This is a genomic window from Agromyces luteolus (assembly GCF_009729855.1).
Classification (GTDB): Bacteria; Actinomycetota; Actinomycetes; order Actinomycetales; family Microbacteriaceae; genus Agromyces; species Agromyces luteolus.
The window spans coordinates 17,398-37,624 of sequence record NZ_WODA01000004.1; the positions used below are offsets into that span (position 1 = coordinate 17,398).

A 20,227-nucleotide genomic window follows, 5' to 3' on the forward strand; every position below is an offset into this window, starting at 1 on the left:
CGCCCGCGCACCTGCGGATTCGCTGCGAAAGGCCCTACTGTCGAACGGACGGACCGGCGAACCGACGAGCGGCGGAGGGAGCGGGATGGGCGACTCCGTGCTGCTCGTCGCGGGCCTGCTCGCGCTCGTCGGCGGCGCCGAACTGCTCGTGCGCAGCGGCACGCGCCTCGCTGCACGGCTCGGCGTCTCGCCGATGGTCATCGGCGTCACCGTGGTCTCGATCGGCACGAGCGCACCGGAACTCGCGATCGGCATCGACGCGGCCGCGCAGGGCAGCGGCTCGCTCGCCCTCGGCAACATCGTCGGGACGAACACGCTGAACCTGCTGCTCATCCTCGGGATCGCCGCGCTCATCCGCCCGCTCACCCTGCGGTCGCACGCGATCCGGCTCGACCTCCCGGCGATGGTGGTCGCCGCGGTGACGCTGCTGCTGCTCTGCGCCGACGGCGTCGTCACGCGCTTCGACGGCGCCCTGCTCGTGGTGCTCGGGGTGGTCTACACGACCGTCATCGTGCGCGCGGCGCGCCGGGAGGGCCTCGCCGCCCGCACCGAGTTCGCACGGGAGTTCGGCGAGCAGCGGGCTCGCGTGGCCGCGGCCGCGGCCCGCACCCGCACCGTGCGCGACGCGGTCCTGCTCGTCGCCGGCATCGCCATCGTCGTCGTCGGCGCCGACTGGCTCGTCGACGGTGCGGTCGCGCTCGCCGCGGGCTTCGGCGTGCCGGTCTCGATCATCGGCCTGACGATCGTCGCGATCGGCACCTCGTCGCCCGAGCTCGTGACCGCGATCGTCGCGACCATCCGACGCGAGCGCGACATCGCCGTGGGCAACCTCCTCGGCAGCAGCGTGTTCAACATCCTGTTCATCTTCGGCATCACGAGCCTGATCCCGGCCGACGGCATCGGCGTCGACCGGGGGATCCTCACGATCGACCTGCCGGTCATGGTGGCGGCGACCGTCGCGTGCATCCCGGTCTTCCTCACCGGTCGGCGGATGCAGCGGATCGAGGGCGCGGTGTTCGTCGTCGCCTACCTCGCGTACCTGACGACGCTGCTCCTGTTCCGGGCCTGAACGCGGCGGGGCGGGGCGCGGGTGCCGGGGCGGGTTCCTGCACCGGGCGCCGGGGCGCCGCGGGCACGGTCACGGTGCGGTCACGACCTCCTGCGAGTCACCCGAGCGGATGACGCGGGGCCGGCCGATCGCGTCTACCGTGCCTGTCATGGCACGACGCGCGGGTCCGACTCCCGTCCCGATCCCCGGTGCGGGCGCACCCCACGCCGTCGCGCCCGGCGGCATGGCGCCCGGCGGCGCGGCGCCCCCGGCCACGGCCCGTGCGCCCCGCCATCCGTGGTTCGCCGCCGCCCGACGCATCCTGCTGGTCGCCGCGATCGCGTTCGTGCTCGGCGGGCTGACCTCGTGGGGTCAGTTGGTGCTCCCCCCGGAGACGGCGTCGCTGGCGAACTCGGCCGGCGGCTGGACGGTCCCGACCGCGATCCTCGTCCTGCTCCTCGCGCGCGGCTACCCCGAGGCGGCCGTCGCGGGCGCCGGCGGATTCGTCGCGCTGACGCTCGGCTACGCCGTGGCATCCGGGTGGCGCGGCATCGCATTCGACCCCACGACCTGGGCGATCATCGGCGCGCTCGCGGGCCCGGTGATCGGGTGCGCGGCGCACGCGATGCGGCGGCGCGGCATGCAACTCGTGCTCGGAACGTCGGTGCTCGCCGGCGTGCTCGTCGGCGAGGGCGTGTACGGGCTCACCGTCGTCGCCGACACCACCAGCGGCGTGTGGTGGTGGATCGAACTCGTGCTCGGAGCGGGCGTGCTGGTCGCAGGCGCCCTGCGCGCGCGTCCGTGGGGCCTGGCGCTCGTGGCGCTCACGGGCACCCTGCTCGTCGCCGGACTGTTCTGGTCGGCGTTCGTGCTGCTGCCGATCCTGGTGTTCCGGGGCTGAGCCCTCCGGCACCTCGACGCGCGTCGTCGGCGATGATGGAGGGCATGACGCACGACGGCCCGCCCGCACGACCCCGCGTGCTCGGCGCGGTCGTCGACGACGAGACCCGCTGCGTGCACTACCGCACCGACGTCGACATCGTCGCGATCCGCTTCGCGTGCTGCGGCGAGTACTACCCGTGCCACCTGTGCCACGAGGAGGCCGCAGGGCATCCGGCCCGGCAGTGGCCGCTCGGCGAGCGCGACGCGCGCGCCATCCTCTGCGGCGCCTGCGGTGCCGAACTGCCGATCGCGACCTACCTCGAGGTCGACGCGTGCCCCGAGTGCCGCGCGGCGTTCAACCCGCGCTGCCGGCTGCACACGCACCTCTACTTCGAGACCGAGGGCTGAGGCGCCGCGGCTCACCGCTGGGGTCGGGCCGAGAGGGCTCGGCCCGCGAGGGCTCAGGCCGACAGGGCTCAGTCCGACAGGGCTCAGCCCGCCAGGGCTCAGTCCGCCAGGGCTCAGCCCGCGAGGAACCTGATCGCCGCGCGCCGGAACTCCCTCGAGCCCGGCGCGTTGAAGTGGTGTCGGCCCGGGATCTCTGCGAACGACCCGCTCGGCGTCGCCGTGGCGAGCGCGCGCGACTGCTCGATGATCGCGTCCTCGGTGCCGGTCGCGAAGAGGATCGGCTGCGGCGGCGGGTTCGTCGGGTCGGGGTCGGCATCGCCCGCCCGCATGCCCTCGGCGAGCGCGACGAGCGCGAGCAGGTCGTTGCCGGCGACACGCTCGGCGAGCGTCACGTAGTTCCGGGTGACCGGATCGTCGACGGGCGTGCGGTGCTCGGCGTACGCGCGCGCCTGCTCGATCTGCATGCGGGCGAGCGGCCGGCCGTCGGGGATGCCGCCGAGCACCGCGCGCTCGATGCGCTGGGGCACCTGCACGGCGGCCTGCCAGCCGACGCGGGCGCCGAGCGAGTACCCGACGTAGCGCACGGTGTCGACGAGGTAGGTGTCGAGGACCGTCACGAGGTCGTCGACGAACGCGTCCATGCCGTAGGCGGATGCCTCGTGCGGCGTGTCGCTCGCCCCGTGGCCGCGCTGGTCGACGCCGAGCACGCGATACCCGGCTCGCAGCAGGTCCCGCACCCAGCCGGTGCTCACCCAGTTGTCGCGGCAGCTCGACGCGAACCCGTGCACGCACAGTACGGTCGGCGCGTCCTCCTCGCCCCACGAGTACGTCGCGATGCGGCGCCCCTCCCCCGACATGACGAACTGCGGCGCGGGCATGTCGGTCAGGGTGGGGAACGCGGCATCCATGTCGGCCATTCTGCCGCGCCTGGCGTTCATGGGGCGACGAGGTGCAGGTGCCGCCGGTCGTCGTCGGAGAGTGCGGCGGACAGCTTCGCGTCGAACGTCGCAAGCATCGTCGAATTGCGTGCCGCGAGGGCGACGAGATGGAAGTCCGTGACCTGACGATGACCGATCATCGCGACGCGGTCGATCGTCGCGCCGACCAGCCGCGCATCGTCGGCGATGAAGCGATGACCGGGCCACTCGCAGAGGCGCTGTAGCAGGGCGACGGCCTGGTTCGGAGGGACCTCGGCCCCGACCACCGCGGGGTTGGACACCAACCGGACGAACGCCGTCTCGGTGATCGGGGTGGTCGCCCAGGCGGTGACCTCGCCGAACCAGCGATGCGCGGCTCCGTGGTGCACGTGCTGCGTCGAGGCGAGCGCGAGCAGCACGTTCGCGTCGAGCAGGAACGTCGCGGGCCCGGTCATGCCTCGTCGCGGAACTCGGCCACGATGTCGTCGGTGATGACGTGGTCGATGGGACCGATCGGAATCAGGGGGAACCCCGCCGGTGCCGCCCCAGTCGCGCCTGCCGCGCTCCCACCGACCTCGAGCCCCCGCAATGCCAGGTCGGAGACCGCGGCACCCAGTGAGACGCCTTGCCGTTCGGCCAGCGCGCGCGCGGCGCGAAGCATCCGGTCATCCAGCTCGAGCGTCGTCCGCATGCATCCATGCTACACGCATCACCGCATCACAGCATCACCGCATCGCCTCATCGAAGGTCGGGCGCTGGCGGTGCTGCTTCGCGTACTCGCGCAGGATCGCCTCGGTGTCGCCCCCGGTCCGCATGAAGCGGTCGCGGAGCACCTCGGCGAAGTCGTCGATCGCCTCCTCGAGCATCTGCCCGCTGTTGCGGACGGTCCGGTCCGACGAGCGCCGGGCGAGCCTGGCCAGGTGCAGGGCGTACGGCAGTTGCGCGGCGAGCGAGGTCGTCTCCTCCGCCTCGGTGAAGTAGTGCGACTCGGAGTTCTGCCACACGTCCACTCGCGACTGGGCGAGGTCGGCGGTGAGCGAGTCGAGCAGTCCGCTCGAGGTGGCCGACTCCATGTTGAGGAGGTGACCGGCGGTGTCGGCCCGCTGGATGAGCGCGATGCGGAGCGCGAGGGTGCGCCGACGGCCGAGGTCCGGGTAGAGCTGGAGGAACCAGGCGACCGCGGCGGTGAGCAGGGCGAAGCCGATCAGCCCCTGCAGCGGAGCGAACACCCGCAGCCACGGATCGGTCGGGTAGACGTCGCCGAGCCCCAGGGTGGACATGCTCACGGTCGAGAAGTAGAACGCCTCGACGATCGCCGGGTACGCCTGCACGTCGATGCCCGGGTTGTACTCGAACCCGTCCGGGACGAACGGCAGGTACACGAGCGCCCAGCCCACGACCTGGAGCGCAGCCCAGACCGTGACGACCGCCACCGCGGCGACCGGCCCGGCGACGGTGCGTCCGCGCCGGCCGAGTCGAGAGGTCAGCGCCCACGTCGAGCGGGCGGCGAGATGCGAGAGGCGCCCGCGCCCGGTCGGATGCAGCACGGTGTGGAAGACCTCATCGAGCCCGACCACCATGAGGACGACCCCGGCGACGATCCACAGCACGCTCACCCGCCCATGCTACGAGCGGGCGCGGCGTGGCCCGGGCTCGTCCGCCCCGTCGGCCGTCGCGGTCGCCGTGGCCGGCGCGGCCGCGGCATCCGCCCCCCTGCCCCGGATCAGGAAGCCGAAGCCGAGCGCGACGAAGAACATGAGCACGCCGTACACCGCGGCGGGCAGGCTCATCTCGACGCTGCCGATCACGGTCTGCGCGATGACGATCGCGAGGGTCGCGTTGTGGATGCCGATCTCGAACGAGCTCGCGATCGCCTGGCGCCGCTCCACCCGCAGGAGCCTCGGCACGAGGTAGCCGATCCCGAGGCTCAGCAGGCAGAAGAGCACCGTGATGCCCGCGAGCCGGCCGAAGTTGTCGACGAGCAGTTCGAGGTTCGAGGCGATCGCACCCGCGATCACGACGACGAGGATCACGATCGAGGCGATCCGGACCGGGCGATCCATCCGGTCCGCGAACGCGGGCTTCCAGCGACGCACCAGCATGCCCGCGACGACGGGGAGCAGCACGATCGCGAACACCTCGATCGTCTTCGCGAGCTGGAGGCCGAGCCCGTCGTCGCCGGGGAGGAAGTACGCGATCGAGAGGTTCGCGATGAGGGGCAGCGTGAACACGGCGATCACCGAGTTGAGCGCCGTCAGCGAGATGTTCAGGGCGACGTCGCCGCGGAACAGGTGCGAGTACAGGTTCGCGGTCGTCCCGCCCGGCGACGCGGCGAGCAGCATCATGCCGACCGCGAGCACCGGCGGCAGGTCGAAGAGGAGCACGAGCCCGAAGCAGGCGGCCGGCAGCAGGAGCAGCTGGCAGGCGAGGGCGACGATCACCGCCTTCGGCTGCGTCGCGACCCGCGCGAAGTCGCGCGGGGTCAGGCTGAGGCCGAGGCCGAACATGATGACGCCCAAGGCGACCGGCAAGCCGATCGTCGTCAGTGGACCCATTGATCACTCCTTCGTGAAGACGGTGCCTCACAGTCTGGAGTGCGCGGGCGCGTCGTGTCACGCGCTCGGGCCGATCAGCCCTGGAAGTCCTCCGGGTCGACGTCGTCGAGGAACTTCTTGAACTCCTCGAGCTTCTCCTCGTCCTCGCTGTCGTGGTGCTCGACCATCTCGGCAGGGATCCCCGCGTCATCCATGACCGCGTCGGCGACGAAGAGCGGCGCGTCGATGCGCACCGCCATGCCGATGGCGTCGGACGGTCGCGAGTCGATCACGAGCGGGCCCGTGGGCGTGACCAGCGTGAGCTCCGCGTAGAACGTGCCCTCCTCGATGCGGGTCACGTCGATGCGCTCCAGGTTGCCGCCGACCGCCTCGATGAGGGTGACGAGCAGGTCGTGCGTGAGCGGCCGCGGGGCGTGGTCCCCGCCCAGCGCGATGAGGATGGAGGTCGCCTCCTGCTCGCCGATCCAGATCGGCAGCACGCGCCCTTCGGCCGACTCCTCGCCGAGCGGTTTCAGCAGGACGATGTGCTGCCGGGCGGCGTCGAGCGCGATCCCGAGGACGCGGACCTGGACCATGGCGCCTCCCGTTCGTGGTCGGGCGTGGTCCCGCCATCGTACGTCGGACGGCCCGGCGCCACCGGCGGAAGGTCCCGTCGGGCTCAGGCCCTCCGGCCGCCCAGGTCGCCGAAGAGGAAGTCGCCCCCTTCCGCATCGCCGCGTCGGGTCACCTCCATCGGATCGGCCTCGGCTCCGTCCGTCCGGCGCACCTCGTCGGCCGCGGCGAGCTCGGCGGCGTCCGGCTCGAGGTGCACGCTCGGCGCCTCCGTCGAGAGGCGCTTGCGCGCCGCGCGCTCGACGAGCACGGGGACGAAGTCGCGGACCGGTCGACCGTCGAACCGGTGGTGCTCCTCGTCGACGATGACGTGGATGTGGCCCTCGGTGAGGGAGGGGAAGCGCTCCAGCAGGCGGGCGACGACGTGCTCGACGGCCTGCTGTTCATCGGCCTCAGTGGTCATGGATGCAGTGTGCGCCGTCGCGTCGCGCTGTGCAAGCGCATGGAATCTAACTAGAATTCGAAATCATGGCGGAGACGACGGAGCGCCGCGCGGCCGAGGCGCCGACGAGCAAGTCGGCGCGCACGCGCGAGCGCATCCTCGACGCCGCGGCGCACGTGCTGAGCCGCAAGGGCTATGCCGGAACACGGCTCGCCGACGTCGCCGCGCACGCGCAGTTGCAGGCGCCGACGATCTACTACCACTTCGCCTCGCGTGACGAGCTCATCGAGGAGGTCATGTGGGTCGGCGCGGCCCGCGTGCACGCGCACGTCGTCGCCGAGCTCGAGGCGCTCCCCGCCGAGACGTCGCCGCTCGACCGCATCCTGACGGCCGTGGAGGCGCACCTGCGCTACGAGCTGCTCATCTCCGACTACACGACCGCGTCGATCCGCAACGCCAACCAGGTGCCCGAAGGGCTTCGGGCGAAGGCCGCCGCCGAGGAGGCCGCGTACGCGCGCCTCTGGCGCGACCTGTTCACGGCCGCGATGGACGCCGGGCAACTCCGCTCCGATCTCGACATCACGGTGACGCGCATGCTCCTGCTCGGCGCGATGAACTGGGCGGCGGAGTGGTGGAACCCGCGGCACCGTACGCTCGACGACCTCGTGCGCGCGACGCAGGACATGGTCAGGTACGGGATGGCGCCGGCGACCGCGTAGGTCGCCGGCGCCGTCGCCCTGCCGCCGGGGGCCGCGGCTAGGACATCGCCCCGACCGGCTCGCCGAAGAGCGAGAGCCGGCTCCGGAGCACCTCCTCCGCGTCGGCGACCGTGCGGCGCACCACCTCGCCCGCCGTCGGGATGTCGCGGATGAGGCCCTGGACGAGTCCGACCGTCCAGATCCCGGCGTCGAGGTCTCCCTCCTCGAAGACCTTCCGGCCGCGGGCACCGGCGACGAGCGGCTGCACGTCGGGGAACCGCCCGCCGTTCGCGAGGATCTCGACGACCTCGTCGCTCACCGCGTTCTTGGCGACGCGCGCCGTGTTGCGGAGGCTGCGGAAGATGAGGTTGGTGTCGAGCTCGGTGGCGTCGACGATCCGTTGCTTCACGGTGTCGGAGATGGGCGACTCGACCGTGCACATGAACCGCGAGCCCATGTTCACGCCGTCGGCGCCGAGCGCGAGCGCGGCCGCGAGGCCGCGCCCGTCGGCGAACCCGCCCGAGGCGATGAACGGGATCGTCAGCGCGTCGGCCGCGGCCGGGATGAGGACGAGTCCGGGGACGTCGTCCTCGCCGGGGTGGCCGGCGCACTCGAAGCCGTCGATCGACACGGCGGTCACGCCGAGCCGTTCGGCCTTCAGCGCGTGCCGCACGCTCGTGCACTTGTGGATGACCCGGATGCCGTGCTGCTGGAACATCTCCATGTGCGGCTCGGGGCTCGAGCCCGCGGTCTCCACGATCGTGACGCCGGCGTCGACGATCGCCCGGCGGTACTCGTCGTACGGCGGCGGGTTGATCGACGGCAGGATCGTGAGGTTCACGCCGATCGGCTTGTCGGTGAGCCGCCGGGCGCGCTCCACCTCCTTCACCAGGTCGGCCGGGGTCGGCTGCGTGAGCGCGGTGATGATGCCGAGGCCGCCCGCCTCGGACACGGCCGCCGCGAGCTCCGCGCGGCCCACCCACATCATGCCGCCCTGGACGATCGGGTGCTCGATGCCGAGCGCCTCGGTGAACCTGTTCGAGAGCACGTTGCGCCTCCTACTCGTAGGTCTCGCCGGATTCGGCCTTCGCGACGAGCGAGGCCGGCGGCAGGAACCGGTCGCCGTACGCCGCCGCAAGCTCGTAGCAGCGTGCGACGAAGCCGGGCAGCCCGCCCTCGTACTGGTTCACGTACTGCAGCACGCCGCCCGTCCAGGCCGGGAAGCCGATGCCGTAGATCGAGCCGATGTTCGCGTCGGGCACGCTCGTGAGCACTCCGGAGTCGAGGCAGCGGACCGTGTCGATCGCCTCGGCGAAGAGCATGCGCTCCTGCAGGTCCTTCAGCGGGAGCACCGTCGAGCCCGACTCGTACTTCTCCCGCAGGCCCGGCCAGATGCCGACGCGCCTGCCGTTCTCGTCGTAGTCGTAGAAGCCCTGCCCGGCCCGACGACCCGGCCGCTGCACGTCGTCGACCATCCAGTCGATCACGGCGTGCGACGGGTGAGTGCGGACCTCGCCGCCCTCGGCGAGCACCGCCGCCTCGGTCTCGTGGCGGATCTTCTGCGTGAGCGACAGCGTGAGCTCGTCGAAGAGCTGCAGCGCGCCGGCCGGGTAGCCCGCCTGGAGCGCCGCCTGCTCGACGGACGCCGGCTCGACGCCCTCGCCGACGGCAGCGACCGCCTCGGCCATGACCTCGCCGATCACGCGCGAGGTGAAGAACCCGCGCTGGTCGTTGACGACGATCGGGGTCTTCCGGATCTGCTGGACGTAGTCGAAGGTCTTCGCGAGCACCTCGTCGCTCGTGTTCCTCCCTCGGACGATCTCGACGAGCGGCATCTTGTCGACCGGTGAGAAGAAGTGGATGCCGATGAAGTCGTCGGTGCGCGTCACGCCCTCGGAGAGCAGCGTGATCGGCAGCGTCGAGGTGTTGGAGCCGAGGACGGCGTCGGGTTCGACGATGTCCTGGATCTCCTGGAACACGCCCTGCTTCACGGCCACGGACTCGAAGACCGCCTCGATGACGAAGTCGACGCCCGCGAAGTCGGCCGGGTCGGCGGTCGCGGTGATCCGCGACAGCAGCTCGGCGCTGCGCTCGGCCGTGGTCTTCCCGCGCGCGAGCGCCTTCTCCTCGAGGGCCCGGGAGTAGTCCTTGCCCTTCTCGGCGGCCTCGAGCGAGACATCCTTCAGCACGACCTCGATGCCGGCCTTCGCCGACACGTACGCGATCGCGGCGCCCATCATGCCCGCGCCGATGACGCCGACCTTGCGCGCGGCGAACTTCGGGTACCCGTCGGGGCGGCTGCCGCCCGCGTTGATGTGCTGCAGGTCGAAGAAGAACGCCTTGATCATGTTCTTCGCGACCTGCCCGTGCGTGAGCTCGACGAGGTAGCGGGTCTCGACCTTCGAGGCGGTCTCGAAGTCGACGTAGGCGCCCTCGACGGCGGCGGCCATCGCCGCGCGGGGCGCGGGCAGCGGCGCGCCCTTCAGCTGCTTGCGCAGCATGGCGGGCATCGCGGCGAGCATCCCGGCGACGCCGGGCGAGGTCGGCGCACCGCCGGGGAGTTTGAAGCCCTTCTCGTCCCACGGCTTCGCCGGGGCGGGGTTCGCGGCGATCCAGGCGCGCGCGGCCGCGTCGAGCTCGTCGGGCGACGAGACGAGCTCGTCGACGAGGCCCACGGCGAGCGCGTCGGACGGCGAGAACTTCGTCGCCGGCAGGATCACCTCGGAGAGCGCGCGCTGCAGACCGAGCATGCGGACGAGGCGCGTGATGCCGCCGCCGCCGGGCAGCAGTCCGAGCGAGACCTCGGGCACGCCGAACTGCACGCCCTTCGCGTCGACCGCGATGCGGTGGTGGGCGAGCAGTGCGACCTCGTAGCCGCCGCCGAGGGCGGTGCCGTTGAGGGCCGCTACGACCGGCTTGCCGACGACCTCGAGCCGGCGCATGAGGTGCTTGACCCGGTCGATGTGCGCGGTCTCCTCGGCCGACTTCGCCGGGTCGGCGGCGCGGAGGAGGTTGAGGTCGCCGCCGGCGAACCAGCTCCTCTTCGCCGAGGCGAGGATCACGCCCGTGATGTCGTCGCGCTCGGCCTCGAGCCGGTCGACGGTCGCCTCGAGCGCCGCGGTGAAGTGGGCGTTCATCGTGTTCACGCTGCTGTCGGGGTCGTCCATCGTCACGGTGACGATGCCGTCCTCGTCGCGCTCCCACGCGTAGCCGGTGTAGACCTCGGTCTCGGCGGTCTCGGTGTCCAGTGCGATGCTGCTCATGTCCCTCTTCCTCACACCCGCTCGATGATCGTGGCGATGCCCATGCCCGCGCCGACGCAGAGCGTCGCGAGCCCGCGCCGCCGGTCCCGGCGCTCCAGCTCGTCGAGGAGCGTGCCGAGGATCATCGCGCCCGTCGCGCCGAGCGGGTGGCCCATCGCGATCGCGCCGCCGTTGACGTTGACCTTCTCGTGCGGGATGTCGAGGTCCTTCATCCATTTCATGACGACCGACGCGAACGCCTCGTTCAGTTCGAAGAGGTCGATGTCGGAGACATCCAGCCCCGCCTTATCGAGCGCCTTGCGCGTGGCGGGGGTCGGGCCGGTGAGCATGATGGTGGGCTCCGAGCCGGTGACCGCGGTCGCCACGATGCGGGCGCGCGGCGTGAGGCCGAAGCGCTCGCCCACCTCCTTCGATCCGATGACGAGGAGCGCGGCGCCGTCGACGATGCCCGACGAGTTGCCCGCGGTGTGCACGTGCGAGACGCGCTCGACCGCGTGGTACTTCTGCAGCGCGACCGCGTCGTAGCCGGCCTGGTCACCGACGCCGGCGAAGGCCGGCTGGAGCGCGCCGAGCGACTCGACGGTCGAACCCGGGCGGCGGTGCTCGTCGGTGTCGAGAAGCGTCACGCCGTTCTGGTCCGTCACGGGGACGACCGAGCCGGAGAAGAAGCCCTGCTCCCACGCCGCCTCGGCCCGTCGCTGCGACTCGGTCGCGAACGCGTCGACCTCCTCGCGGCTGAAGCCCTCGATCGTCGCGATGAGGTCGGCGCCGATGCCCTGCGGCACGAAGTAGAGGTCGTAGTTCGTCGTCGGGTCCTGCACGTACGCGCCGCCGTCGGAACCGATCGGCACACGCGACATCGACTCGACGCCGCCGGCGAGGATCAGGTCCTCGAACCCTGATGCGACCTTCTGCGCCGCGGTGTTCACGGCCTCGAGGCCGGACGCGCAGAAGCGGTTGAGCTGCACGCCCGCGACCGATTCGGGCAGCCCTGCGACGAGCGCCGCGGTGCGCGCGATGTCGCCGCCCTGCTCGCCGATCGGCGAGACGACGCCGAGCACGATGTCGTCGACCGCCGCCGGGTCGAGCCCGGGGTTGCGCTCGAGGAGCGCGTCGATCAGGCCGACCACGAGGTCGACCGGCTTGGTCCCGTGCAGCGCCCCGCCGCGGTTCTTCCCGCGGGGGGTGCGCACGGCGTCGTAGATGTATGCCTCGCCCACGTCGTTCCTTCCGTTCACAGGCCCAGGCTCCGACCGACGATCTCCTTCATGATCTCGGTCGTGCCGCCGTAGATGGTCGTGATCCGCGCGTCCTCGTAGTCGCGCGCGATCCGGTACTCGCGCATGTAGCCGTAGCCGCCGTACAGCTGCAGGCAGCGATTGACGATCTGCACGTACTGCTCGGTCGTCCAGTACTTCGCGGCCGCGGCATCCTCTGCCGAGAGCTCGCCGCGCGAGTGGCGCGCGATGCACTGGTCGATGTAGGCCCGGCTCACCTGCGTCGCCGTGAACATGTCGGCGAGCTCGAACCGGGTGTTCTGGAACGTGGCGACCGGACGGCCGAACGCCTGCCGCTCCTTCACGTAGGTCATCGCGCGCTCGATGACGCCCTCGCTCGAGGCGGCCGCGGCGGCCGCGATCGAGAGGCGCTCCTGCGGGAGGTTGCGCATGAGGCCCAGGAAGCCCTGGCCCTCGGCGCCGAGGAGGTTCGCGGCGGGCACCCGGACGTTCTCGAAGACGAGCTCGCTGGTGTCCTGCGCGTGCAGGCCGACCTTGTCGAGGTTGCGGCCGCGCGAGAAGCCCGGGGTGTCGGCCTCGATGACGAGGAGGCTGAGGCCCTTGTGCGGGTCGGACCCGGTGCGGACCGCGGTGACCACGAGGTCGGCGTTCTGCCCGTTCGAGATGAAGATCTTGCTGCCGTTGACGACGTAGTGGTCGCCGTCGCGCACCGCGCTGGTGCGGATGCCGGCGAGGTCGCTGCCCGTGCCGGGCTCGGTCATCGCGACGGCCGTGATGAGGGTGCCGGCGGCGATGCCGGGCAGCCAGCGGCGCTTCTGCTCGTCGTCGGTGAGCTCGAGGAAGTACGGGATCACGATGTCGTTCGAGAGCGCGATGCCGGCCATGCCGTCGGAGACCGGATTGCGGGCGAGTTCCTCCCCCATGACCGCGTTGAAGCGGAAGTCGTCGGTGCCGCCGCCGCCGAACTCCTCGGGGACGGTGAAGCCCAGGATGCCGGTCTCGGCGGCCTTCTCGAACAGCCAGCGGTCGACCTTGCCCTCCGCCTCCCACCGCTCGGCGTTCGGGCGGGCGTAGCGCTCGACGAAGTCGCGCACCATCTCGCGGAACTGCTCGTGCTCCTCCTCGTAGACGGTGCGGACGCGGTCCGCCGCCTGGAGAGACGTCTGGGGCATGTCTCGATCTCCCTCGATCTCGTGGGTGTTCCCCGTGCAGGTCGAGTGTACGTCCATCCGCCCTCATTTTCTACACTGGATTAGAAAATGTGGTCGGAGACGCTTGCCCGGCGCTCGAATCTGCCGCAGAATCGGGGCGACGGATTTTCTAATCCCGATGAGAAGACGGATGCCGCGCCGCCGGCACCCCGGAGTCGCGAGGAAGCGAATGGACCACGAGCCGCCCAGCATCGACCGACTCGTGCACCGCGTGCGCGACTTCGTCCGCGACGAGGTGATCCCCGTCGAGGAGGCCGCACGCGGCGTCGCCCACCACCACGTCGAGGGCTCCGGCCACGGCGGGGGCGTCGACGCCCGTGACCGCGAACTCCGCGACGGGCTGCGCGCCGCCGCCCGCGCGGCGGGCCTCCTGGTCCCCCACCTCCCCGCCGAGTGGGGCGGGCACGGGCTCACCGCGCTCGACCAGGCCGCCGTGTTCGAGGCCGCCGGGTACTCGCTGTTCGGCCCGCTCGCCCTGAACATCCAGGCGCCCGACGAGGGCAACATGCACCTGCTGCTCCACGCCGCATCGCCCGATCAGCAGGAACGCTGGCTCCGCCCGCTCGCCGCCGGCGAGATCCACTCCGCGTTCGCGATGACCGAGCCGCCCCCCGGGGCGGGCAGCGACCCCCGCGCGCTCGCGACGACGGCCGAGAAGGTGCCGGGCGGGTGGCGCATCTCGGGCGAGAAGTGGTTCATCACCGGCGCGCGCGATGCGGGCGTCGTGATCGTGCTCGCGCGCACCTCGGGCGAACCCGGTGAGGCGGGCGGCGCGACGATGTTCCTCGTCGAGGGCGGCGCCGCGGGCATGGAGCTCGTGCGCGACGTGCACACGATCGACGCCGGCCTCTACGGCGGGCACAGCCTGCTGCGGTTCGACGGATGCCTCGTCCCCGACGACGCCGTCCTGGGCGAGGTCGACGGCGGGTTCGCGGCGGCGCAGGTTCGCCTCGCGCCCGCCCGCTTGACGCACTGCATGCGCTGGCTCGGACTCGCCGGCCGCGCACAGGACCTCGCACTCGCCCACGTGTCGGACCGGCGGGGATTCGGTGCGCGCCTGGCCGATCTCGGCCTCACGCAGCAGCATCTCGCCGACAACGAGATCGACCTCGCGGCGTCACGCGCGGTCGTGCGCGAGACCGCGCGCGTGCTCGACGCCGGCGATGCCGCCGGAGCCGACGCCGGCACGGCCTCGTCGATCGCGAAGACCTTCGTGGCCGAGGCCGTCGGGCGCATCGTCGACCGCGCGGTGCAGCTCGCGGGCGGCCAGGGCGTCTCCGACGAACTGCTGCTCTCGCGGTACTGGCGCGAGGTGCGCCCGTTCCGCATCTACGACGGATCGAGCGAGACGCATCGCTGGTCGATCGCCAAGCGCGCCGTGAGCGCGCACGGGAAGGGACTTCGCCATGACCTCGCACGATGACGCCCCGGCTCGCGCCGACGCCGGCACCGCCGCACCCCGCGCGGCCCTCATCACGGGCGGCTCGCGCGGCATCGGCCTCGAGATCGCCCGCGCGCTCGCGGCCGACGGCTTCGCCCTCACGCTCTCCGCGCGCTCGCCCGAACCGCTCGAGGCCGCGGCCGCCGAGCTCGCCGCCTCGGGCGCGCACGTGATCGCGGTCGCCGCCGACGCCTCGGAGCCCGACGACCTCGACCGGCTGCTCGCCGCGCACGAGCAGCGGTGGGGGCGCCTCGACGCGCTCGTCATGAACGCCGGAATGGGGCACGGCAGCCGCATCGCCGAGACGCCGCTCCGCCGCGTCGACAAGCACTACACGCTGAACGTCCGCGGCACGTTCGCGCTGCTCTCGTCGGCGCTGCCGCTGCTGCGCGAGACCGCGGCATCCGACCCGCGCGGCGCACGCGTCATCGCCATTGCCTCGCTCGCGGGCCTCATGGCCGAGCCCGGGCTCGCCGCGTACAGCGCCACCAAGGCCGCGGTCGTCTCGCTGTGCGAGGCGCTGTGCGCCGAGGAGGGCGCGAACGGCGTCAGCGCCACCGCGATCTGCCCCGGCTACGTCGACACCGACATGGCCGCGTGGAAGCACGACGAGATCCCGGCGTCCGAGATGATCCGGGCCGCGGATGTCGCCGAGCTCGCCGTCTCGCTCACGCGCCTGTCGCGCAACGCCGCCGTGCCGGTCCTGGCCGTGCATCGCGCGGGCGGCGGGCTCCGCGGCGCCTGAGCCGCGCGCAGGGCGTTCACTGCGGAGGAGTTTCGCCCCGACACGCCGCCCACTCGGGCCTGGCGCAGGCGTGTCGCACCGAATCTCCTCCGATCTGCACGATGGCCGCGCGGGTGCGCGGTGCAGGGTGCGCGGGTGGTACGGGTCGGGTGGTCGGTGCGTCCACCCGGCCCGGATCGGCTCAGGCGGGTTCGGCGATCGCGACGTCGCGGTCATCGTCCCGTTCGAGCACGAAGTAGTAGCTGCGGCCCGCGTCGGCGGTGCCGCGACCGGTCATGACGCCGAGCACGGCGTCGGGTGAGAGCCGCACGAAGCAGTCGATGATCGGCTGCCCGTCGTAGGCCATCGCGGCCGTGACGAGGCCGTCGTGGGACATCCGGCGAAGGCTCGCTCCGCCCTTCGCCATGGCGGGGTCGGCCGCCAGGCTGCCGGCATCCGTCTCGCAGACGATGGGGGCGACGTCGTCGTCGGAGCGGAACAGCTTGCCGTACCACCGGCTGCGCGTGAGCAGGCGGTGGGCGGCGTGACCCGTGCTGAGGCCAGTGCCGCGCCAGAGCCCGCGCAGGTCTGCCGGCTCGACGGCGGGGAGCGACCGCCACAGGGCGGGGAGGTCGCCCTCCGGGACCCGACCCGACAGCAGCCGGACGAGCAGGTCGCACGGTGAGCGCGGCGGGGTCGTCCGCCGATCCACCTCGCCGTCGGCGTCGGCACGCGACATCCGCAGCACCGGCTTGATCGAACGCCCGCTGCGCGCGGCGCCGACCGCGGCGTCGACGTCGGCGAACTCGTAGGGCGAGATCAGCTGCTCGACGGGCAGGCGCCCGGCCCGCCACATCGCCTCGAGCATCGTCAGGTCGCGCGCGATGTCGGCGTCGCCCTCGATGACGCCAGTGATCGTGCGACCCCGGAGCAGCTTCGACTGCGCGACCGTGACCCGGTTCGATCCGGGCTTGAGGGCCACCGTCGCGCACGTGCCGCGTGCCGCGAGCGCGCCGAGCGCGACGTCGACGGCGTCCTGCGAGCCGACGGTGTCGAGCACCGCCTCGAACTGCGGGCGACCCCGGAGCGCCGCGTCGAGCGCGTCGGGCGAGTGGGCCTCGGTCGCCCCGAGCTCGAGCGCGAGCTCTCGACGCGCCGGGATCGGGTCGCTCACGACGATCCGGGCGAGCCCGCGGTGCCGCGCCGCCATGACCGCCGCGAGGCCGGTGGTTCCGGCTCCGATGACGAGGAGCGAGTCCGCGGGCCCGGGGCGCAGCACGTTCAGGATGGCGCCGGCGCCCGTCAGCACGCCGCAGCCGAGCGTCGCGGCCACGGCCCACGGCACGTCCTCGCCGATCGCGACCGCGCTCGACGCGAGGACGACGACGTGGGTCGACCAGGCCGACTGGCCCATCCAGCCCGTCGTCACCGGCTCCCCCGCCTCGACGACGTCGACGGGCGCAGCCTGGTTCAGGGCCGCGAAGAGCGCGCAGTACGCGGGGTGCCCGTCGAGGCAGGCGGCGCACTCGCGGCACGACGCGAAGCCGAGCGCGACGCGGTCGCCGGGCCGGAGTGTCTCCACGCCCGCGCCGACCGCCTCCACGACCCCGGCGCCCTCGTGCCCGAACACCGCGGGGAACCGGTCGCCGGCGCCGCCGTCGATGCCGAACATGTCGGTCGGGCACACGCCCGAGGCCATCACCCGTACGGTGATCTCCTCGTCGCCGGGCGCTCGGAGGGTCACGTCCGAGAGCGTGACGGATCCGCCGCGCTCGCGGACGAGCGCGGCCACTGCCGCGGTCATGGCCCTAGACCTGCGCGGGCTCTCGGTCCGCGGCGCGCAACGCGACCTTGTTCACCTTGCCGCCCGCGTTCCGCGGCAGGACCTCCATGACCACGACGTGCTTGGGCTGCTTGAACCGCGCGAGCTTGTCGGCGAGGAACACGCCGAGCCCCTCGACGGTGAGCTCGGTCCCGGGCACGAGCACGACCGCCGCGACGGGCACCTCGCCCCAGCGCTCGTCCGCGCGTCCGTAGACGGCGACGTCGGCCACGTGCGGGTGCGACGCGAGCACGTTCTCGACCTCGGCGCAGTAGACGTTCTCGCCGCCCGAGATGATCATGTCCTTCTTGCGGTCGACGACCCAGACGAAGCCCTCCTCGTCCTGGCGGACGAGGTCGCCCGAGTGGAACCAGCCGCCCTCGAAGGCCTCGGCCGTCTCGGCCGGCTTGCGCCAGTAGCCCTTCATCATGGTCGGGCCGCGGTAGATGATCTCGCCGACCTGGCCCGGAGCGACGTCGTTCATGTCGTCGTCGACGACGCGCGTCTGGATGGTCGGGATCGGCTTGCCGACGGAGCCGAGCTTCCGCAGCGAGTCGGGCCCGCGGAGCACGCACGTGATCGGCGACATCTCGGTCTGGCCGAAGACTGCGGTGTTCAGGGCGTCCGGGAACGTCTCCTCCATCTGCCGGAGCAGCGTGTCGCTTGCGGGCGCGGCGCCCCAGCTGATGATGCGGAGCGCGAGGTCGCGGTCCTTGATGCCCGGCAGGGCGCAGATCGCCTGCCACTGCTGCGGCACGTTGAAGACGATGGTCGCGCGCTCCTTCTCCCACGCGTCGACGATCGCGGCGGGATCGAACGCCCCGAGCGGGTGGATGATCGTCGGGATGCCGATGATGAAGTTCGGCGCGATCGAGCCGAGGCCGGCGATGTGGAACAGCGGCGCGGTCATGAACGCGATGTCGGACTCGTCGACGACGCCGTTCGCCCGGATGCAGGTGATCGCCTGGGCGTAGAGGTTGATGTGGTCGAGCATCGCGCCCTTCGGGCGACCGGTCGTGCCCGAGGTGTACATGATGAGCGCCGTGGCATCCTCGGGGATGTCGGGCGCCTGGAACCCGTCGAGGTCCTCCGCGATCAGGTCCTCCAGGGCTTCCTGCCCCTCGCCGGCCTGGGTGCCGAGCACGATGACGCGTTCGATGCGCGAGGTGAACTGCCCGACGACGCCCACGACCGGCGCGAGCGGCGCGTCGACGACGATCACCGAGGCGTCGGCGTCGTCGACGATGTACGCGATCTCGGGCGGCGTGAGCCGGATGTTGATCGGCACCGCGATCGCGCCGAGCGTGTTGACCGCGAAGACCGTCTCGACGACCTCGGGGCTGTTCAGCGTCAGCAGCAGCACCCGGTCGCCTTCTGCGACCCCGCGGCGACGCAGCGCGGCCGCGAGGTGCGTGACGCGGTCGTGGACCTGCGACCAGGTCCAGTCGCGACCCAGGTAGCGGAAGGCGAGGCCGTCGGGCTGGTTCGACGCGTGGATCGCGACCTGGTTCATCCAGTGGTTGCGACGTGCCGACCGCGGGATGACGGGGGCTTCGGTGCTCATTCGGGGATCCCTTCCGTACTTCGCTGTACCGCCGCCGGGTTCGGGCCCGATGGCTCAGGTGATGCCAGTATGCCTCGCCGCGAGCCGGATGTCACGGATTTTGTTAATTTCAATTCACACGACTTGTGAACGCTCGTTCACGGCGCCCGGAGGCCGGGCCTGCGATAGCCTGTGGTGATGGGCACGATGGGGGCGCCGACCGCGGACGCAGGGGTTCGCCGGCTCAGGCCGAAGGACCGGCGCCAGCAGATCGCCATGGCCGCCGCGACCCTGTTCTCCGAGCGCGGGTTCCACCAGGTCAGCCTGGGCGAGGTCGCCGCGGCCGTCGGCATCTCCGCCCCGGCGCTCTACCGGCACTTCCCGAACAAGTACGCGCTCTTCCTCGACGCGGCGAACCGGCTCGCGCACGGCCTGATCGAGGCGACCGACGAGCTCGTCGCCGAGCACGCCGACGACGCCGGCGACGCCGGGACCGCGAGGGCCGAGTACGACGCGATCGTCTCGGCCATCGTCGAGACGACCATAGACAACCGGCTGACCGGCGGGCTCTACCGCTGGGAGGGCCGATACCTCGAGCCCGACGACCGCCGGCAGTTGCAGGACGAGTTCGCCGAGCTCGCGGGCCGCGTGCGGCGACCGCTCGAGCGCATGCGGCCGGGCCTGCCCGACGACGACGCGCGCCTGCTCGCCGCGGCGGCGCTCAGCGTGGTCGCGAGCATCACCTCGCACCACGTGAGCCTGGCCCGCCGCACGCTCGCCGACCTCCTCCTCGAGTGCGCCGACGATGTGGCCGCGAGTCACCTCCCCCGACCCGACCGCGGTGCCGAGACGGATGCCGCGGGCATCCCGAGCTCGTCCAAGCGCGAGCTCATCGTGCGCGAGGCGCTCGCGCTGTTCCATCGCGACGGCTACCACGACACCGGCATCGAGGACATCAGCGCCGCGGTCGGGCTCACGCCGTCAGGGTTCTACCGGTACTTCGAGAGCAAGTCCGAACTGCTGCTCGAGGCCTGCGTCCGCGCGTCGGAGCGCCTGAACGCCACGACCGCCGACGCGCTCGAGGGCGCGGCATCCCCCGACGAGGCCCTGCACCGCCTGGTCGACGCCTACGTGGCGCACAGCTTCACGCACCGCGAGCTGATGAGCGTCTACTTCTCCGACGTGGGCGCGCTGCCCGACGCCGAGCAGGAGCGCCTCCGCGGCATCCAGCGCCGGCACGTCGACGAGTGGGTGTCGCTGCTGCGCACGGCCCGACCCGACCTGTCGACGAGCGCGGCACGCGTGCGCGTGCACGCGGGCCTCAACGTCGTGGTCGACATCGGCCGGATCGTGCACTTCGACAACGCGCCGTCGACGCGCGCCCGGGTCGCGGCGATCGTGCGGGCCGCGCTCGGCGTGCGCGACGCGCCGGCGTAGTCGCCGGATCGCCACCGCACGACCCGCCGGTACCCCTGGACCCACG

Annotated in this window: 20 protein-coding genes; 7 read left to right on the top strand and 13 right to left on the bottom strand. The window is 72.1% G+C overall.

The window, feature by feature from the left end:
* Positions 1-85: 85 nt before the first annotated feature.
* The 3 genes from GLX25_RS02955 (at position 86) to GLX25_RS02965 (ending at position 2,338) form a co-directional block, all read left to right on the top strand.
* Positions 86-1,069 carry a calcium/sodium antiporter gene (locus GLX25_RS02955; RefSeq protein WP_155840730.1) on the top strand — a complete coding sequence of 328 codons (984 nt, stop codon included), beginning with the start codon at positions 86-88 and terminating at the stop codon, positions 1,067-1,069.
* A 148-nt stretch (positions 1,070-1,217) separates the two neighbouring features.
* The gene (locus GLX25_RS02960) at positions 1,218-1,949 is read left to right on the top strand and encodes a DUF6518 family protein (protein WP_155840731.1); all 732 of its coding nucleotides are present in this window, start codon (positions 1,218-1,220) and stop codon (positions 1,947-1,949) included.
* A gap of 44 nt (positions 1,950-1,993) precedes the next feature.
* Complete coding sequence (locus GLX25_RS02965; protein WP_155840732.1) at positions 1,994-2,338, top strand: CHY zinc finger protein; 345 nt, start codon at positions 1,994-1,996, stop codon at positions 2,336-2,338.
* Positions 2,339-2,451: 113 nt separating this feature from the next.
* Here the strand turns inward: GLX25_RS02965 and GLX25_RS02970 are convergent, their stop codons facing one another.
* The 7 genes from GLX25_RS02970 to GLX25_RS18445 all read right to left on the bottom strand — a co-directional run bounded on the left by GLX25_RS02970 (position 2,452) and on the right by GLX25_RS18445 (position 6,825).
* On the bottom strand, positions 2,452-3,246 hold the full coding sequence (locus GLX25_RS02970) for an alpha/beta fold hydrolase (protein WP_155840733.1): 795 nt from the start codon (positions 3,244-3,246) through the stop codon (positions 2,452-2,454).
* Positions 3,247-3,272: 26 nt separating this feature from the next.
* On the bottom strand, positions 3,273-3,710 hold the full coding sequence (locus GLX25_RS02975; RefSeq protein WP_155840734.1) for a TA system VapC family ribonuclease toxin: 438 nt from the start codon (positions 3,708-3,710) through the stop codon (positions 3,273-3,275).
* A complete protein-coding gene (locus GLX25_RS02980; protein WP_155840735.1) occupies positions 3,707-3,946 on the bottom strand; it encodes a DUF2191 domain-containing protein in 240 nt (79 codons plus the stop codon). Before GLX25_RS02980 ends, GLX25_RS02975 begins: the two co-directional genes overlap by 4 nt.
* 34 nt (positions 3,947-3,980) lie before the next feature.
* A complete protein-coding gene (locus tag GLX25_RS02985) occupies positions 3,981-4,871 on the bottom strand; it encodes a potassium channel family protein (protein WP_155840736.1) in 891 nt (296 codons plus the stop codon).
* 9 nt (positions 4,872-4,880) lie between these two features.
* Positions 4,881-5,810 carry a bile acid:sodium symporter family protein gene (locus GLX25_RS02990; protein WP_155840737.1) on the bottom strand — a complete coding sequence of 310 codons (930 nt, stop codon included), beginning with the start codon at positions 5,808-5,810 and terminating at the stop codon, positions 4,881-4,883.
* A 74-nt stretch (positions 5,811-5,884) separates the two neighbouring features.
* A complete protein-coding gene (locus tag GLX25_RS02995) occupies positions 5,885-6,385 on the bottom strand; it encodes a bifunctional nuclease family protein (protein WP_155840738.1) in 501 nt (166 codons plus the stop codon).
* Positions 6,386-6,468: 83 nt separating this feature from the next.
* Complete coding sequence (locus GLX25_RS18445; RefSeq protein WP_205719812.1) at positions 6,469-6,825, bottom strand: three-helix bundle dimerization domain-containing protein; 357 nt, start codon at positions 6,823-6,825, stop codon at positions 6,469-6,471.
* 65 nt (positions 6,826-6,890) lie between these two features.
* On the opposite strand from GLX25_RS18445, the gene GLX25_RS03005 reads away from it, so the two are divergent.
* Positions 6,891-7,523, top strand: coding sequence for a TetR/AcrR family transcriptional regulator (locus GLX25_RS03005; protein WP_155840739.1), 633 nt, complete (start codon positions 6,891-6,893; stop codon positions 7,521-7,523).
* 37 nt (positions 7,524-7,560) lie between these two features.
* On the opposite strand, the gene GLX25_RS03010 is transcribed toward GLX25_RS03005, so the two are convergent.
* The 4 genes from GLX25_RS03010 to GLX25_RS03025 are packed head-to-tail and all read right to left on the bottom strand — an operon-like array spanning position 7,561 to position 13,175.
* Complete coding sequence (locus tag GLX25_RS03010; protein WP_166548394.1) at positions 7,561-8,550, bottom strand: NAD(P)H-dependent flavin oxidoreductase; 990 nt, start codon at positions 8,548-8,550, stop codon at positions 7,561-7,563.
* A 10-nt stretch (positions 8,551-8,560) separates the two neighbouring features.
* Positions 8,561-10,765, bottom strand: coding sequence for a 3-hydroxyacyl-CoA dehydrogenase NAD-binding domain-containing protein (locus tag GLX25_RS03015; protein ID WP_155840741.1), 2,205 nt, complete (start codon positions 10,763-10,765; stop codon positions 8,561-8,563).
* A gap of 11 nt (positions 10,766-10,776) precedes the next feature.
* Entirely contained in the window at positions 10,777-11,985 is a 1,209-nt protein-coding gene (locus GLX25_RS03020) for an acetyl-CoA C-acetyltransferase (RefSeq protein WP_166548395.1), read from the bottom strand.
* Between the two features lie 14 nt (positions 11,986-11,999).
* Complete coding sequence (locus GLX25_RS03025; protein ID WP_166548396.1) at positions 12,000-13,175, bottom strand: acyl-CoA dehydrogenase family protein; 1,176 nt, start codon at positions 13,173-13,175, stop codon at positions 12,000-12,002.
* A gap of 208 nt (positions 13,176-13,383) precedes the next feature.
* On the opposite strand from GLX25_RS03025, the gene GLX25_RS03030 reads away from it, so the two are divergent.
* The gene (locus GLX25_RS03030) at positions 13,384-14,637 is read left to right on the top strand and encodes an acyl-CoA dehydrogenase family protein (RefSeq protein WP_155840743.1); all 1,254 of its coding nucleotides are present in this window, start codon (positions 13,384-13,386) and stop codon (positions 14,635-14,637) included.
* Positions 14,621-15,400, top strand: coding sequence for an SDR family oxidoreductase (locus GLX25_RS03035; RefSeq protein ID WP_155840744.1), 780 nt, complete (start codon positions 14,621-14,623; stop codon positions 15,398-15,400). The genes GLX25_RS03030 and GLX25_RS03035 overlap by 17 nt, the downstream gene beginning before the upstream one ends.
* A 181-nt stretch (positions 15,401-15,581) precedes the next feature.
* Here GLX25_RS03035 and GLX25_RS03040 read toward each other — a convergent pair whose 3' ends face one another.
* Positions 15,582-17,183 carry a GXWXG domain-containing protein gene (locus GLX25_RS03040; protein ID WP_155840745.1) on the bottom strand — a complete coding sequence of 534 codons (1,602 nt, stop codon included), beginning with the start codon at positions 17,181-17,183 and terminating at the stop codon, positions 15,582-15,584.
* Between the two features lie 4 nt (positions 17,184-17,187).
* A complete protein-coding gene (gene fadD5 / locus GLX25_RS03045; protein ID WP_155840746.1) occupies positions 17,188-18,765 on the bottom strand; it encodes a fatty-acid--CoA ligase FadD5 in 1,578 nt (525 codons plus the stop codon).
* A gap of 177 nt (positions 18,766-18,942) precedes the next feature.
* Here fadD5 and GLX25_RS03050 point away from each other — a divergent pair, with 177 nt between their 5' ends.
* Complete coding sequence (locus GLX25_RS03050) at positions 18,943-20,181, top strand: TetR/AcrR family transcriptional regulator (RefSeq protein WP_155840747.1); 1,239 nt, start codon at positions 18,943-18,945, stop codon at positions 20,179-20,181.
* Positions 20,182-20,227: the final 46 nt, after the last annotated feature.